The 16561-nt window shown below is 56.1% G+C and carries 11 protein-coding genes; 7 read left to right on the plus strand and 4 right to left on the minus strand.

The window, feature by feature from the left end:
* Positions 1-306: 306 nt before the first annotated feature.
* Together H5P30_RS15665 and H5P30_RS21910 are read right to left on the minus strand one after the other, a co-directional pair.
* On the minus strand, positions 307-1689 hold the full coding sequence (locus H5P30_RS15665) for a sulfatase family protein (protein WP_185693852.1): 1383 nt from the start codon (positions 1687-1689) through the stop codon (positions 307-309).
* Positions 1690-1766: 77 nt separating this feature from the next.
* A complete protein-coding gene (locus H5P30_RS21910; protein ID WP_221774386.1) occupies positions 1767-2573 on the minus strand; it encodes a PEP-CTERM sorting domain-containing protein in 807 nt (268 codons plus the stop codon).
* Positions 2574-3063: 490 nt separating this feature from the next.
* Here H5P30_RS21910 and H5P30_RS15675 point away from each other — a divergent pair, with 490 nt between their 5' ends.
* Positions 3064-5196: a glycoside hydrolase family 36 protein gene (locus tag H5P30_RS15675; RefSeq protein WP_185693853.1), complete on the plus strand. Its 2133-nt coding sequence runs from the start codon at positions 3064-3066 to the stop codon at positions 5194-5196.
* A 147-nt stretch (positions 5197-5343) separates the two neighbouring features.
* Here H5P30_RS15675 and H5P30_RS15680 read toward each other — a convergent pair whose 3' ends face one another.
* The gene (locus H5P30_RS15680; protein WP_185693854.1) at positions 5344-5646 is read right to left on the minus strand and encodes a hypothetical protein; all 303 of its coding nucleotides are present in this window, start codon (positions 5644-5646) and stop codon (positions 5344-5346) included.
* A gap of 62 nt (positions 5647-5708) precedes the next feature.
* On the opposite strand from H5P30_RS15680, the gene H5P30_RS15685 reads away from it, so the two are divergent.
* The 4 genes from H5P30_RS15685 (at position 5709) to H5P30_RS15700 (ending at position 13482) form a co-directional block, all read left to right on the plus strand.
* Positions 5709-5942: a hypothetical protein gene (locus tag H5P30_RS15685; protein WP_185693855.1), complete on the plus strand. Its 234-nt coding sequence runs from the start codon at positions 5709-5711 to the stop codon at positions 5940-5942.
* Between the two features lie 135 nt (positions 5943-6077).
* Positions 6078-7925, plus strand: coding sequence for a right-handed parallel beta-helix repeat-containing protein (locus tag H5P30_RS15690; RefSeq protein ID WP_185693856.1), 1848 nt, complete (start codon positions 6078-6080; stop codon positions 7923-7925).
* 159 nt (positions 7926-8084) lie between these two features.
* Complete coding sequence (locus H5P30_RS15695) at positions 8085-11267, plus strand: hypothetical protein (RefSeq protein ID WP_185693857.1); 3183 nt, start codon at positions 8085-8087, stop codon at positions 11265-11267.
* A gap of 115 nt (positions 11268-11382) precedes the next feature.
* The gene (locus tag H5P30_RS15700; protein WP_185693858.1) at positions 11383-13482 is read left to right on the plus strand and encodes a hypothetical protein; all 2100 of its coding nucleotides are present in this window, start codon (positions 11383-11385) and stop codon (positions 13480-13482) included.
* An 88-nt stretch (positions 13483-13570) separates the two neighbouring features.
* On the opposite strand, the gene H5P30_RS15705 is transcribed toward H5P30_RS15700, so the two are convergent.
* Complete coding sequence (locus H5P30_RS15705) at positions 13571-14962, minus strand: sulfatase-like hydrolase/transferase (protein WP_185693859.1); 1392 nt, start codon at positions 14960-14962, stop codon at positions 13571-13573.
* 36 nt (positions 14963-14998) lie between these two features.
* Between H5P30_RS15705 and H5P30_RS15710 the strand changes: the two genes are divergently transcribed.
* Both H5P30_RS15710 and H5P30_RS15715 read left to right on the plus strand, forming a co-directional pair.
* Positions 14999-15280: a hypothetical protein gene (locus H5P30_RS15710; RefSeq protein ID WP_185693860.1), complete on the plus strand. Its 282-nt coding sequence runs from the start codon at positions 14999-15001 to the stop codon at positions 15278-15280.
* Positions 15281-15586: 306 nt separating this feature from the next.
* Positions 15587-16519, plus strand: a complete 933-nt coding sequence (locus H5P30_RS15715; RefSeq protein WP_185693861.1) for a PEP-CTERM sorting domain-containing protein — start codon at positions 15587-15589, stop codon at positions 16517-16519.
* The last annotated feature ends 42 nt before the right edge of the window (positions 16520-16561 follow it).

The raw sequence follows: 16561 nt of genomic DNA on the forward strand, positions 1-16561 counted from the left end.
ACGGTCATCGCGTTGGAGAAGGTTGGAGTACCAGCTTCAGCTGGCCCTGCGTCGGATTCCCCGCCCCACCTCTGTGATAACCAATCCACAAGTCGGGATATCGCGGCTGAGCGCGAGTTTGGCCAATTGGAGAAGGGGATCCTGTCGGGCGCGGGCCTCGTCGATGTATTAAGATAGCGGGTAAATCGATCTTGGTTCCCCCGGTTCTGAGAACCGAGGCCACGAGACCTCAAGGCTTTGTTCCGGGTCGCCGAACTACCAGAAAAAATTGATCTTTGGTATTATTCGCCCGCTGTGGGCTCTGAATTACCCGGCCTTGCCGTCGTACAAGGCGATGATATAGGGGTGTTCGGGATCGTATACGGTGAGGGGTTTGGGATTGTTCACGCGGCCGAGCGGGCGGATGTCTTGGCCGGGTTCTCCGTTGCGGGAGTCCCCGATCGTTTTCGCGCCCTGCCGGAAGGCATTCATCAGCTCCTCGACTTTGTCGGGACGGCTCTCGAAGAGGTTTTCGGTTTCCCCAATGTCGCGGGAGAGATCGTAGAGTTCCTGGCAGTCGGTGCAGCGACCTCCTCCCTCGTGGATGCGTAGGTGCAGCTTCCAGGATCCCTTGCGCACGGCGTGAATCTCGTCCCGTCGGTAGTAGAAAAAGGCTTCATAGGGCGAGTCCGCATCGTCGCCTGGAGCGGTCCAGAGTGGGGTCGCATCGTGGCCGTCGATTACCCGGTCTTCCGGTGGCTTGGTGTTGGCGGCGGCCGCCAGTGTGGGGAGGAAATCCATAGCCGTCGTGAGTGCCGAGCAGGTGGTGCCCGCCGGGACGTGATCCGGCCAACGGACAATGCAGGGAACGCGGATTCCCCCCTCGTAGTTTTGGGCTTTCGTGCCGCGGAGTGGGGCATTGCTTCCGCCTTCGCCGCTCACCCGGGAACCGTTGTCGGAGGTAAAAATGATGATCGTGTTGTCCAGCAGGCCGAGCGACTCGAGTTCGGCACGGAGCGAGGCGGTGGCCCAGTCAATACATTCCACGGCTGCTCCATAGGGACCGTTCTGCGAGGTTTTTAGAAAGCGTTCGCTGACGAGCAGCGGCAGATGGACGTGGAGGTGGGCAAAATAGAGAAAGAAGGGCTCGTCGCGATGTTCACGCATGAAGGTAATACTTTCTTCGACGTAGCGTTCGGTAAGGCTGGTCTGATCGGGCTGCTGCTGGATAACCTCTTCACCGCGCATGAGAGGGAGCGGTACGTATCCATCGGGGTTAGCGTGCCGACGGGCCATGTCGTTGCTGTAGGGTAAGCCGTAGTAGTGGTCGAATCCGTGGCGGGTGGGCAGGAATTCCGGCTGATCACCGCAGTGCCACTTGCCAATCAATGCAGTGGCATAGCCGGCGTCATTTAATAGCGTGCCGATGGTGATTTCGTCGGGGTGCAGTCCGCAACTGTCACCAGGGAAAAGCACGCCCGCACGGTCGAATTCGGTAAATCCGATTCGCCGAGGATAGCAGCCCGTCAGCATGGCACCGCGCGAGGGGGTGCACACCGACGAGGCCATGTAAAAATCGGTGAATCGCTTTCCATCCGCCGCCAGGCGATCCACGGCGGGCGTCTGGTTCACCGTTGATCCATAGCAACCTAGATCGCCATATCCGAGGTCGTCGCAGTTGATGAGGAGGATGTTGGGCCGTCGGCTCATCAAGATAAGTGAACCCTTGGGTTTGAGTGGAGTGTGGCGGTCCTAAAGTCTCTACACGGCAACTCTGATTAAACCCTTCAGGTACGCCGGCGACGTAGGGCCGCTAGAAGCCCGAAGGCTCCAGCGAGCAGGGCAAGATTGGAAGGCTCCGGGACCACGGAAAGCGACATGTTTTCGATGGATCCATTTCCGCCGGATCCCGAAAAGCGGGTAAAGCCGAAGCCCGGAAGGTCCCCTACCAATGCGGTGCTGGTGATACCGAGGTCCTGGGTGCTGCCAAGCTGAATTCCGTTTAGGAAATAGGAGGCTTGCGCGATGGTTCCTGTCAGGTCAAGCTGGATGGATACATCATAGGTGCCGTCCGTGTCGCTATCGGTCCCGACTGTGTCTCCTGCCGTCCCCGGTCCGTTCCAGAATACGACATCGTCATTGCTCGCATGAGTGCGGGCCAGCACCCATGGATAACCGCCATCGGCGGCACTGCTATGATTTATGTTGTCGCTGGTGCTGAAGCCCAACGAGATCCAGTTTGTTCCGGGACTGGTGATGGTGGCTCTGAGATCGTAAACTTTATCGACCTCAAACGTGTAGGGGAGGAAAGCCACGTTAATGGAGTCCGTGGACTCAAGGACTGTGCCGTCCTGGCGGAAAAGCGTTCCCTGCGGATAACCTGTTTGTTGCAGCACGACCTGCCAGGTTAGCCCACCCGTAGTGGTTGTCTTGCCATCGAGAAAATCACTGCCGGATCCATCGAAGTCTTCCGACACCAGAAGCTGGGCATGAGCCGTCACACTTGCGGACGCCAAGCCGATGAAGGTGAGGGTAACGAGAGCGAGCGACGAACCGAAAGTGGAGGATAGATTTGCTTGGGAGGGGCTTTTCATGAAAACGATGTTGGTAAGGAAATCTTTGTTTGGCAATAAATATTCTCGATTATTTTACTCTCACTTGGTTCCGGGATTCGAACCGTCCCGGGGAGGGGATGTCGGAGCCGTTTGGATAAAAAGGGGACAGGAACGCTGGGAACGTTTGACCTATGCCATGGGCCCGTTCGAAGTCACCGATTATATATTGAAGGGTGCAACTTAACCCACAGAGTCATCGGTAAAGCTGAGATTCGCCCGTAGCCGAAGCGGCCAACGCTTTGGATCGTTCGCAGCCATCGGTTTCCATCGTCCGAAATCTTGCGATTTTAGCTACATTCACCAGTAGAAATAGTCTCGCCGGATAATGGAATAAAAAGGAATAAAAATTGACAGGGTTCCCCTTGCGTCAGAAGGTGACACTTCAATGAAATTGAGCCTTCTCTCCCGTCGTCGCTATTATTCCGACTCTTTACAAGTGATTGTCCCGTCAGTGCACAAAGCTTATTAGATGAGAACCGAATTCAATCTTATTCTCGATACTGAAGAAAACGGACTGCACATTGTTATCGAAAAGGGCCCGGATCACGCTGCGCGCTTGCTTCATTTTTCATCGCTGCCCTTCGAAGCGAATACGGTTTCTGACGATGAGCGCTTACGCCGTCGTTACACTTTGGTGGAAGTGCATTGCACTGGCGAAAACCAACATGATCATCACGGGGGAAAGCATACGGGCTCCAATTGCGGCGGCAACCTCCCGCGCTTTGTGGCCTTGCGTGACTCGGGTAACGCGCAGGGGCGTAAGTTGGAGATTGAGCAAGTGTCCGACCGCTTGTTGATTGTCAGTCACATCCAGTTCTTTGATGGGATCCCGGTAGCCCGCTGTTGGACGGAGTTAACGAACACCGCCGACGTATCAGTGGGGATCGAGTATGTGGCCTCTTTTGCACTCGTCGGCATCACAAAGGAGCAAGGCGCCGAGGTGATGGAAGACGCTTTTCTACACGTGGCGCACAATTCATGGAAATCCGAATTTCAGTGGCGCCGTAATTCCTTGGCGGAGCTTGGGCTTACTCCAATGAGCGAGCCGGGCTTTTCCTTGAAGTCCCTTGCGTTTAGCAACACCGGCACTTGGGCGGCCAAAGAATTTTTACCCATGGGGATTTTCGAGACGCCTCGGCGCTGCCATTTTCTTTTTTGGCAGATCGAGAGTCACGCTTCCTGGCACTGGGAGGTCGGAGATATCTCCAAGCAACTGTATCTCCATTTAAGCGGCCCGACCGAGCGTGAAAATCAATGGTGGAAAAACCTTCAGCCGGGCGAGTCTTTCGCATCGATCCCTGTGGCTGTCGGAGCCTGTACGGGCAAAATCGACGCGGCATTCAACCATTTGAATACCTATCGCCGCACTCTGCGGAGGGATCATTTCGATAACCACAAACTGCCGGTCGTTTTTAATGACTACATGAATTGCCTGAGGGGCGATCCGACGACGGAAAAGCTCTTGCCGCTGATCGACAAAGCGGCCGCGGCCGGCGCGGAGTATTTCGTGATCGATGCGGGTTGGTATCACGACGGCCCTTGGTGGTCGGGTGTCGGCGAGTGGTTGCCGGCTAAAAAACGCTTTCCCGGGGGAATCGAAGAACCCCTGGACTATATTCGCGAGAAAGGGATGGAGCCGGGGCTCTGGCTCGAAATCGAGCGCGTCGGGATTAACTGTCGTTTAGCGACCGAGTGGCCGGACGAATGCTTCTTCGTGCGCCATGGCCTCCGAGTGGTGGACCACGATTCGCTGCAGCTGGATTTTCGCCACCCCAAGGTGCGGGCGCATGCTGATGAAGTCGTGCGTCGAGTCGTCGAGCAGTATGGATGCAAGTTCATCAAAATGGACTACAATATCGAGATCGGTCCAGGAACCGAAGTCGATGCGGATAGCTTTGGAGACGGCCTCGTCGGCCATCAACGAGCTTACAGAGCGTGGTTAACTTCGATCTTCGAACGGTATCCGGATCTCGTGATCGAGAACTGTAGTTCCGGAGCCATGCGTATGACCTATGGCTTGATGGATCTGCACACCACTTCGTCAACCACCGACAGTGAGGATTATCTGATGAATGCGCGCATTTCCATCAATAGTGGGACTGCGGTCTGTCCCGAGCAGGCCGGTGTCTGGGCCTATCCCCTGATGGATGCCACCGAGGAATCGGTGATTATGAACATGGTTAGTGCCATGAGTTGGCGCATCTATTTGAGCGGTCAAATGCAATCGATGCAAGGTGTGCGGCTTTGTCTGATTCGCGAGGCAGTGGAGTGTTACAAATCTTACCGTGAGCGCATTCCGGAAGCTGAACTCATCTGGCCGCTGGGTCTTCCCCGGCACAATAGCGGTTGGGGAGCCTTCGGCTTACGTTGGGGTGATGAAATCTTACTCTCCGTTTGGCGATTTGAAGGAGAGGACGCGACGGTTGACCTCCTGCTTAACTATGATGGCTTTGGATCCAGGCCACTATGCGCAGACTGCGTTTATCCGAAAGAACGACCGGTCCCGACGAATTGGGCTCCCGCAACCTCCATATTCTCGGTAACGCTGCCTGAAAAAAAGATGGCTCGGATCTATCGCTTAAAATGCCAGATCGCAAGTTGACGCGCGGGTGTCGGTTTCGCCTCGGGATCAGTTTGTAGGGAAATCTTGCCCTAAATAGAATAAAAAGGAATAAAAATTGACAGGGTTCCCCTTTGCGTCAGAAGGTGACTCTCCAATGAAATTGAGAAATCTCCCCAATTGTCGCCTTCAACCCTTATTTACTCTCTGCATGCTTGGATTGTTTGCTTCCTGCAGTAAGGAGATGGCATCCGAGGATAATGCCACGTCGCCGACTTCCACGGGGAATTCCATTTCGATCTGACCAACGACGGGGCCAAAGCGGGGGACTCCTGGACCATGGTGTACATCGACAGCATCGGCACCGTGACCTTCGGCGAAGCCTTTTCCGTAGACGGGTTCACTCAAAACGGCACGGTCTGGACCCGGGACGGATACACGTTTGACGAAAGTACTGGGATTCTTTCGGTGAGCCGCTAATGGTTCGTCCAAGAATTTTTTTCAAGAAATAGGCAACGGACTAGATTGGAAACTGGAAAATCGTTTTTTTCGGAATGCTAGAATATTATATTTCGCCTGACGGCAATGATCAGAACCCGGGAACCCAAGCCGCGCCCTGGAAAACGCTGACCAAGGCTCGTGACCAAGTCAGATCGGTTGTTGGCAGCTTTGAATCCGGACGAACAAAAAATATCACGGTGCACCTTGCGCCCGGCATTCATCGTCTGTCGGAAACATTGATACTGGGGCCCGAAGATGGGGGTGACGGAACCTTTGCCATTACCTAGAAGGGTTGTGGAGCCGACCGGACGCAGGTAAGCTCCGGCCATATCCTGAAGGGTTGGCAACGCATCGCGCAAGAGCTGCCGGACCTGCCCGATGCTCTTCAGGGAAAGGTTTGGTTTGTCGATTTACCCGAGGGGATGAAGGTCAATGCGCTTTATGGGAGGCAGGGGCCACTACCTCGGGCCCGGGGTGAGGCACTTAAACCCAATCGTCTTCCTATTGATGAAGAGACCCTGGCACAGTACGGACCGGATGGGCCCAACGCCATTCGCCCTCGGATGTATCATGAGGGGACGACCTTATTTCATGATCGTTTTGGCTTTTCGAAAGGTGCGATCACGCCCGCTGCGGATCTGGACGAGGCGGAGTTTCTCATCATTCCAATGCATCAATGGACCATGAACATCCTGCCCATGGAGAGGATCGACTTCGACAAGCAGATTGTCCACCTCGGAGTGCCCTGCACCTATCCCATCGGCGTTCCGCACTGCGCGCCCGAGGGCTCCATATGGTTGGAGAACAGCTTGAGCGTGATGCAACCCGGCAGTTGGGTCTATCACGAAAAGCGAGGCCGTCTCTATTACTGCCCGGATGACGATGAACCCGGGGCGGACCTGGAAGCGGCGTGTTTGACCGAGTTTATCCGCATCGAGGGTGTCCATGAATTGGACGGCGAGCAACATCCGGTCAAGGGCGTTCACTTCAGGAACCTGGCCTTCACCCGCAGTAACCGGTTTGCCTTTCACGGCCTTACCGGCAAAGGGATTCAGCATGATTGGGAGATGCACGACGCGCCGTCCAGCATGGTCCGTCTTCGCCATGCCCAGAACTGCTCCGTCACTGATTGCCATTTTCACCAGGGCGCGTCCGGTGGACTGCGCATGGATTTGGCCTGCCGGGGCAACCGGGTGGAGCGCTGCGAGTTTGACCACCTCGGTGGGTGCGGTGTTGTCCTCTGCGGCTATGGACTGAGCCATCACTATCTCAATCGTGAGAACCATGTGGTTGACAGTCACTTTCACCATCTGGGTGAAGCTTACTGGCACTGCTCCGCCATCTTCATCTGGCAGAGCGGCGACAACCATATCGCCCGTAACTACGTGCACGACCTGCCCTACACCGGCATTATCTGTTCCGGGCGGACCGTCTATGACCGCGCGGGAAAAGGAGAATGCAGCGCGACCATTCATTGGGACGATGTGGAGCGCCAGTGCGGCAAGGGGTATGTGAACAATGCCTGGTACCATTCGGGTCTGACGAACTGGTGGATGCGCGAGCCTCTCATGCACTCACGGGAGAACCTGATCGAGTACAACAACATCCACGACGTCATGCAGATCATGGGTGACGGCAACGGCATTTATGTGTCCGGAGCCGGAGGCGGCAATGTGGTGCGATTCAACGTCGTCGGGCCCTGCCCATCACCGACCATGGCCGAAGGCATCCGCTGCGACGACGATCAGCATCAGACCATCCTCCACGGCAACCTCATCTTCTCCCTGCATGGCTACGCAACCGGCATCGCCCTCAAGGGTGTTAACCGCGTGACCAACAACATCCTCGCCCTGCCCCTCAAAGCTCCTGTCCGCGGCCTGCTGTCACTCGAAACAGGCCCGCTCAATGGGTCGGTCATTCGTCGCAACATTCTGCTCACTGTCATGCCGGACCACAGGTTCGTGGGCGAAATCCGTATCCATGGTCAGGGCCGCAAGGCGCGCCTTTGCGACACTGACAGCGACGAGAATATTTATTGGTGCTCAGGCACCCCTGAAGCCAGTCAGTCCTGGCTGGATGGACTCCAATCCTACGGGGTGGATCTGCACAGCCGAAGTTGTGATCCCGGATTCATGGACGCCGAAAACGGCGATTTCTCCCTCAAAAACAATGCTGAAGCCCTGGAACTGGGTTTCCAAGCCCTGCCACTGGAAAAGATGTTTGCTTCACAAACCCAAGCCCCCCGCTTCGCATTTCGGCCTGACACATAACGTTCACCACACAGGCAGTTCCAACGGCCATGCATGGCTAAGAGAGACGAAGCCGAGGTCTTCAATTAAACGATCATGAACCACCTGCTAGGTGTCATGGCAGAATAAATGGGAATAAAAATTGACAGGGTCCCCTTTGCGTCAGAAGGTGACGCTTCAATGAAATTGAGAAATCTCCCCAATTGTCGCCTCCAATCTGTATTTTCCCTCTGCGCGCTGGGTGCGCTTATCAGTTTTGCTTCCTGCAGTAAGCAGATGGCATCCGGGGAGAAAGCCATGTCGCCGGCATCGGAGAAAAAGGAAGCCGCGCCGGCGCCCTCGGTGCAGAAGGAGCCCGCGGAAGTTTTTGTTTTGGAAGATCTTCTCAACCGGTCTTGGACCAATGAACTGGTGACGTTCCCGGTTTCGGAGGAGCAAATCGCCGCGCTTCAGTCCGGGAAAGCCCTGATCGGGCCGGACGGCAAGAGTCACCCTTATCAAATCGATGGAGATTCGTTGGCCTTTGCTGTGAACCTTTCACCGTATGAGCGTAAGGAATTTCGAATCGCCGACGGCGCGAAGGCTGCGGAAACGGATCTGAAGGTCACGGAAACCGATGCCGTGATTGAGCTCAACAATGGCAGGACCGGTGTGCGGATCAACAAGAGATTGGAGGAAGCGATGGGTCCGATCGCGGGGATCATGCTGAGTGACGGAACTTGGACGAGCGGTTCGCGGTTGAACCTGACTCCTGCGGAGTATCGGTACGAGATTTCGGTTGCGGCAAGTGGACCGGTCTTCAGTGAGGTGGAGGTTCGACTGACCCGCGGAGAGGGGGACGAGGAAACGTGGAGCTTAACATTCCGGCTGCAGGCGGGCGAGCCGGTGGTGTTGGTCGATGAGGTGACCACACTTGGCGAGGGAGAAAACTGGGAAGTAGAGCTTGCGGGCGAGGGCTTTGCGCCGAACCACATCTTGCATCGTGCCGGGTGGATGGCGAAGGCGCCATTCTCACGTGGTTTTGTCTATGCCACGGAGATCGAGCCGAACCAGAATAACGTGTTTTATCAAATCCAGCCCTGGGTTCAGTGGTGGCGCAACTTTAACGCCAAGTGGGTCGGGCTGTACGACGACCAGGATTCCGCGCTCTTGTTTCTGGCGGCACGCGACGCAGAGGTCTGGGCCGAAGTCCGGGAGGGGTCGACCAATCGGCTGATCTTGGGTTCCGGCGCGAAACCGTTCACGCTATTCGAAGTGGGCGACCGACCGTTTGTGAAACTGCCGCTCGTCGCGTGCCGACGGAATTGGCTGATCGGCTCTGTCGATAAGCAGGAAAGTCTGGCCCAGATCGAGCCAAAGAGTGAAGGAGGGGGGCAGGATCCGTTCCTCATCCCCGTGCCCCAGCAATACGTGATCAAGTATGAGTTTCCGCTGGATGAGGTCAAAGATCTCGTACTCGAGTGGGAGGAAACCGAGGATCATCCCCGGCTGTTGTTGACGAAAAAGCAACTCACGGAACTGCAGGAGAATCCGCCATCCGACAATCTCCAAGGCGCGCCCGCCGCGCTGATCTATGAGGATGAAGCCGCGCAACGGGAATTGGTCGATCAAGTAGTCGAAAGCTCAAACGGACTGTTGGGAGTCTATTTGGAACAAAATAGGGCGACCAACACGACTTCCTTCGGCATGGCGCCGCATCATCATTATGGTCGATTGGCCTCGACTCTCATCGGCGTCGATTCCGCGTTGAGTGTCAACGCCTTGACCGAAGAAGAGAGGAGGCGGTTGCGTGCACAGGCGGCTTTTGTGGGATACACGGTGACACGGGATGACTTCTGGTCGCCGGAACGTGGCTATGCCAACCACCTGAACATGAGTAGCTTTGTAGCGGGCATGCAGGTCTCGGCGGGCTCGCTGTTGGCCTCCCACCCGATGGGAGAAGCCTGGGCCAACAAAGGTCTTGGCACCTTGATCTCGCAGCTCGAAAACTCTTCGGGCCTGGATGGCGGCTGGCAGGAGACGCCCCACTATGCGATGGCGGCCTTCGATACCCTGCTGGCGGCTTTCACAATGGCGCAGAACAGCGGGTATGCGGATATGCTCGACGATCCGCGCCTGAAAAATATCGCTGAGTGGTTCGCCAAGGTTTCAACGCCGCCGGATTCCCGATTCCACGGTCGGCGGCATTGGCCCCACATCGGGCATACCTATTTGTACGAAACGTCGGGAGGGTATGGAGTCTTCGCGGCGCTGTGGCAGGAGAAAGATCCTGAGTTTGCGGGAAACATGCGCTGGATGTGGGACCAGCACGGGAACCCTTCGAAGGCGGGAATCGGTGGGAGGTTTCCTATGTTTGGTCCATATCGCGGTTTATTGCTCGGGGTCGCCGAAACGGTCGAGCCGGTGGCGCCCGCATATGGTTCGGACTGGTTCCGCGACACCGGCGTCATCTTTCGGAGTGGCTTTCCGTCGGACCGGGAAACGATGATGACCGTGATCGCCGGGAAAAATCACGACCACTACGACCGTGACTCGGGCAGTTTCACCCTGTGGGGCAAGGGGCGCATTGTCTCCGACGATTTTGGCTACAGTAGCATGGGGCCGGCCACGGAACATAACATGGTCACCAGTCAGTTTTCCCGCGCCTCCAATCTCTTCCATGTGTCGGATTTCTATGCCGGAGAGTGGATGGATTATATGAAAGGCACGGCCAATGAGTGGACGCGGCAGATTGTCTTCATCAAAGATGAGGATCCACTCCGACCGAATTACTTCGTGATTCGGGATAGCTTCCCCAAGCCGGGTTCCGCCACTTCGCGGACGTTCTTTGTGGCTGAGTCGGTCGAACTGACCGAGCGGGGAGCATCGGTCATTGGCAAGGAGGATGTGGATACGGATGTTTTTTACGCCTATCCTCCGGGGCTGGAACTGGCTACCGAGGAAAAAACCACCAGTGGACACGGAGCCGCGGCCCCGAATCCAAGCCCGTCTAACCCGAACCGTGTCAAGGAGGGGAAAATGGATTATACCCAGATCGGGCTACTGGCTACCGTGAAGAGCGAGCCGGGATTCATGGCCGTGATCTATCCGCGACTCAAAAACGAAGCCGCTCCGACGTTCACTTCCTTCGCCGAGGGGCGCGGGGTGAAGGTGGAATCGGAAGTCGGCACAGACTACGTGTTCTTATCCGAGGACCCCTTCACCTTTGAGGAAGGCGGTATCACTTTCGAGGGAACGGTTGGCACCGCGCAGCTGCGGGAAGAGGGGATTCGCCTTTCCTTGGGTGCAGGGGGAAGGATCTCGTTTGGAGACTTTGAACTTGTTTCCGAAGAGGCTCGGGAAGACTATTCGAATCGGAATTAATCCCTGGGACTTCCAATCCGGAGGTTGAGCAGCTATGATCCACTACACGGTTGAAAGATATCGCGGAAAGCCCTGTCTCTGCGAGAACGGTGTTCCTCGCGGGACACCCTCCTTCATGCCCGGAGACTCATTTGACAATGTGTCTCGGCAGGATATCGACGCCTTCCTCGCGGCGGGGGTAAAGGATTTTTACCTTTGGGTAGGACGGGATGAGAACGTTAGGGAGTTCTATACAACGCCCTTCTGGCCGGGCGTGGGTCGGCTGGACGAACCCCGTTTTGTCTCTGCGGATCGGTGTTTTTCTCTTCCGGAGCGAGTTGCTTACATTCTCGAGCGCTGTCCGGAAGCCCGTTTCATGCTGCGATATTTTGCCGCGGCTCCCAAGGAATGGCGCGAGAAGTATCCAGAGGAACTCGCGTTGAGTGAGGAAGGAAAGACCACGTCCGATACGTCGTTGGCCAGCAAGCGCTACGAGGAGGACCACCGGGTCGCTCTGCACCACATGATCCGCTGGGTGGAGGCGCAACCCTGGCGGGATCGGGTGATGGGGTATCTCACCCTGCATGAGAGTGAGGGCACGTCAAAGATCGGGGCGGATGGCTTTTTGTTCGATCATAGCGAGCCCATGCGGAAGGCCTTTCGGGAGTTTAAGCCTGAGTACACGGATTTTCCTTCGCAGAAGCGTTTTGAGGAGGGTCGTCTCTCTGGTCGGGGAATGACCTGGTTGAATCCGGAGGATTCTCAAATGGAGCGGGATTACTTCGAGCTCATGCGGCAGCTTTTCTTGCGACGCTGTCAGGTTTTTATGGAAACGGCCCAAGACGCCTTGCAGGGGCGTCAGGTGTTGTTGGGTATGGATGCCTTGAAGCAGGGGATGGCAGGGTGGCAGATTAACCCCTTCTTCGCCGGGCGTGCACCCCGCAGTCACCATGCGGAACCGCTTGTGGCTGCGGGTTCCATCGGAGTCGATGAGACACTGCAAATTCCGGGATTCAACATTTTGAACACTCCCTACGACTACACTTTTCGGCACATGGGGGGGCAGCCGGAGCCGGAAGGCGCGGTGGACAGTGCCGTCTTGAGGGGGAAACTCTTTCTTGTCGAGGATGACTGCCGTTCCTTCACCGCTTCGGAGGGGGAAAGTTATGGCTTCTATCGAAATGCCGCCGAGGTGCGGGCCGGTTACTGGCGTAATGCCGCCGCCGCGATCGCCCGGGGTTATCAGTTCTATTGGATGGATGTCACCGGGCGGCGGAATCCGAAAGGGGGCTACTTTCGTGACCCTTGTATCATGGAGACCGTCGCCTCGATATTGCCGGTGGTGGAGAAAAGTCGCGACTGGGAACACGAGGATGTGTCGGCCATTGCCGTCATCCTCGACGACCGGGCGGCTCTCCATGAAGACTTCTCCTCGAATTTTCAGAACTTAGCCTCTTTTTGGCAGCGTTTGACCGGATTGTCTCAAGCGGGCTTGCCCTATCGGGTTTATCTCTGGGAGGACCTTCTTAACGACCGGCTCCCGGATCACCGACTTTTTATTTTTCCCAACCTGTTTTTTGTCGATGACGAGCGGATGGCCGTCTTGCGGGAACGTGTCTTGGGGCGCGGACGGGTCGTTCTTTGGGGGCCGGGGACTGGAATTACCGACGGAAAAAAACTCGGAGCAGATCGGGCTTCGGAGGTGACTGGAATTCCGATGAGCTTTACGAAGGAACGCGGTGCCCGCCGGGTTGTTCTCAGTGCCTTCGATCATGCCATCACCGAGAATTTGCCCGCTCCCATGGCCTATGGAGACAGCTTTGCCTATGGGCCCCTGCTCTGGCCGGAATGGGATGAATCAGCTTCGACCCAAGGGATTGTGCTAGGCACTCGGGGGGTGAACCGTCCAGGCCTTGTGATCAAGGAAATGGGGGAGGGGGGCAACCGCTGGACCAGCGTGTACACGGCCGCAGTCCCGGTTCCAGGTGCTCTCATTCGGGAATTCGCTCGACATGGAGGCGCACACATTTACTCCGAGGAGAATGACGTCATTCTCGCCTCCAAGCATTTTTTGGGTGTGCATGCCACTCGCGCGGGGACTCGGGTGATACGCCTTCCGGAGCGTTGTGACGTACACGATGTGGTCAAGAATGAGGAGATTGCCGTCGATGCCGATCATCTGACCCTGACCATTACCCCTCCCGAAACTCGGGTCTTTCGTCTTATCGTGAAGTAGAAGCGAGGATGCTGCTCCTCTAGGGTTCGTATCCAGTAAGTTCCCAGATGCCTTCGCCTCCGGCGGTTCGATTCTTGGTTGAACCGGCTCAGGCAGGTCGCCGCATTCGGGTGCGGGCGAACCAATGGAACAGCCGCTCGGTGAGTTCGGCGCGGACGGATGCCGCCTTCGGGTCATCGAACCGGTTGCGAAGTTCGTCTGGGTCTTGAACAAGATCGTATAATTCTCCGTATGGTTCACCGATGTAGGTGACCAGTTTCCATTCCAACGTGCGGATCATCACGCGTGGGCCCGTTTCCGAGAATACGGCATCCCGCGCGGGAAAATTGCCGCCTTCCAATCCGGAGCGCAGGCTAATTCCATTGGCACCCTCCAGCGGTGCCAGCCCTGCGAGATCCAATAGAGTGGGTCCGAGATCGATCAATTCTATGAGCGAGTCCACCGTTTGGTTCCGGGCCAGTCCCGGCCCGCTCACGATGAAGGGAACGCGAACCACCGGATCGTAGTGCGACGAAAATTTATAGATCTGATGGTGGTCTCCCAGACAGTCCCCGTGGTCCGAGGTGAACACAAAAACCGTGTTGTCCAACAAGCCTTTTGACTCCACCGCTTTGACGATGTTTCCGACCCAGTCGTCGATCAATGAAATGTTGGCGAAGTAATGGCGGCGCATTCGGTCCAGTCGCTCTGGTGTGGCGCGACTCTGGCACCACATAGCCGGTTGTTCGGTTCGTTCCAGGCGCTCCATGAATCGTTTCTGGGGCGGGGGCTTGGATTCCAGTTCTCCGGGGGATTTAACCGGCGGTGGAAGTTTGACGTCCTCGTAGCGTGCGAGGGCGGATTCGGGAACGTCGTATGGATCATGCGGTCCCACGAATCCTGCCCATAAAAACTGCGGTTGGTCCGGCTCCCATCGATCAATGGCCTCCACACAGCGCCGACCGATGAAATGATCCGGATACAGCTCTTCCGCGTGCGGCCAAGTCGTGGCCTGCAGGCGGTCGGGCCAATCCGGGATATCGCGGTAATAGGTGAGCGCGGGTCGCTTCAGCCCGTGTCTTTCGAGTTCGAGGTCGTAGTCGTCGGGATCAGGGCCGTGGAGTCCCACTTGATAATTCTTGTTCTCCACCACGGTGCGTTCATCGAATCCACAGGGCAGGCGGATGGGAGCGGTGTGCATTTTTCCGATGTTTACGGTGCGGTATCCTCCGCTCTGCAAAGACTCGATCCAATTGGGTTGCCCGGCATCCAGCCATTCCTCGTTTCGCTCCGCGCCATGCACATGGACGTAGCGTCCCGAAACAATACAATTCCGGGACGGACCACACACGGCTCCCTGCACGTAGGCATGGCGGAAAGCCGAACCGGATCCCGCCAGACGGTCGAGATTCGGTGTCTGCATGTGGTCGAAGCCCAGGCAGGCCAAGGTATCCCACCGCTGCTGGTCCGTCATGATCAGGACGATGTTTGGTTTTTTCATGAGGTTTTGCCTTGATCGTAGGAGTGCGAAACGCGAATGCCAGCTTTATTGTTCCTCGATATTCTTGTCGACGGCGACCGGCCGACACATTTCTTTACGACCGTCGGAGGTGAAGCCGGGGTCGGCTTTCGTGGATTCGTTTTTGAAGTGGCGGATGAGCGATGGCTCCGGTTCAATGCACTACGGTATATTTATTTGGGCTTCGGAGGAACGTCTGCCCTGTTGAAGTTCCGGGTGAACCGGATATCTTCGATTTTTCGGACTTTTGTTCGGGAGCTTCCAGCTCTTACGCCACTTCTTCGCAAGAAATTTCCGTAGGGGGGTTGCTTCAGCGCCCGCTTCTGCCCCTCGGCCCGGAGTGCTTGCACACTCGTTTGCGGGATCTCCGCTCCCACGGTCGGGGGCTAAAGCACCCCGCTACGGAAAGGCAGATCGTAGGGGGTGGATTTTCGAATAGAGGGTGCGATCCCGAGAGTTTGTCGTAGCAACACTCCCGTATGCCCGTCTCGCAGCGATTGATTTGTACTTGTCCCGGAAGCCGCGTTTTGAGGCGAAAGTATGCATGGGGAACATTAGGAAATAAAAGAGTTGACGAATGGGTGGGGTTGCGAAAAATTTATAAGAATGAAACTCCCCACTCATCTCAAATTTACTTTCGTTGCTTGTGTATTTGCTTCCTGCACGGTTTTTACGGTCACATCCCTTCAAGCTCAGATTTTGCTTACGGCTAACGATGCCGGTGGAACCTCGTCGTTCAATACAGCGGGCAATTGGGATAGCGGACAGGCTCCCCAAGCCGGAAATGATTACGAAACCAACGGTTTCATTCTCAAAACTCCCGATGATAATGGCGATTACACGTTTGCCGGCGACTCATTGACGGTCAATTCAAGAATGGATCTCGTCGGATCCGGGCTGATCACCATTAACGATTTGATTCTGGACGGAGGCAATATTCTCGCAAATCCCTCTTCCGTTCGACTCGCAGGGAACCTCGAAATCCTGAGCAGTTCGTCAATTTTCGCGACCCGCACCGACTATAAGATCAGCTCGAATATCAGCGGCTCGGCAACCCTGCAGATTAGCGGTTGGCAGCAGAACAACTTTCCTGGTTATCGAGTTAGATTCTCTTCCTCTGAGAGCACATTCACCGGAAATATCCACGTTTCGGATGGGCATTTGTTGTTGGAAGAGAATAGCCGAATGAATTTTAACATCTACGGCAATGGACTGAACAATCAGATTTACGGCTTCAGTTCCGGTGGTGGTTCCAACCAATATTCGGCCGCGACGTTCGAGGGGGATTTTTATTTCGACCTCTCCTTGGCCAGCAGCACGATTGGAGATTCTTGGACCGTGGTTAACGTATTTGATCAGGCATTCGGCGAAACCTTCAACGTCGTTGGTTTTGCCAATAGTGGAACCACATGGACCAGCGGCAATTACCTGTTTGACGAAGGCACCGGGACGCTGTCCGTGATCCCAGAGCCCAGTGCTTTGGGGATTGTGCTTTTTTCCGGGATGGCGTTGCTGTTGTTTCGCCGCCGCAGATCCTGACGGGCTCTCGCCGGGAGTCGGTAAGGCCTACGAATCCAAAGG

The sequence above is a fragment of the Puniceicoccus vermicola genome (genome assembly GCF_014230055.1).
GTDB lineage: Bacteria > Verrucomicrobiota > Verrucomicrobiia > Opitutales > Puniceicoccaceae > Puniceicoccus > Puniceicoccus vermicola.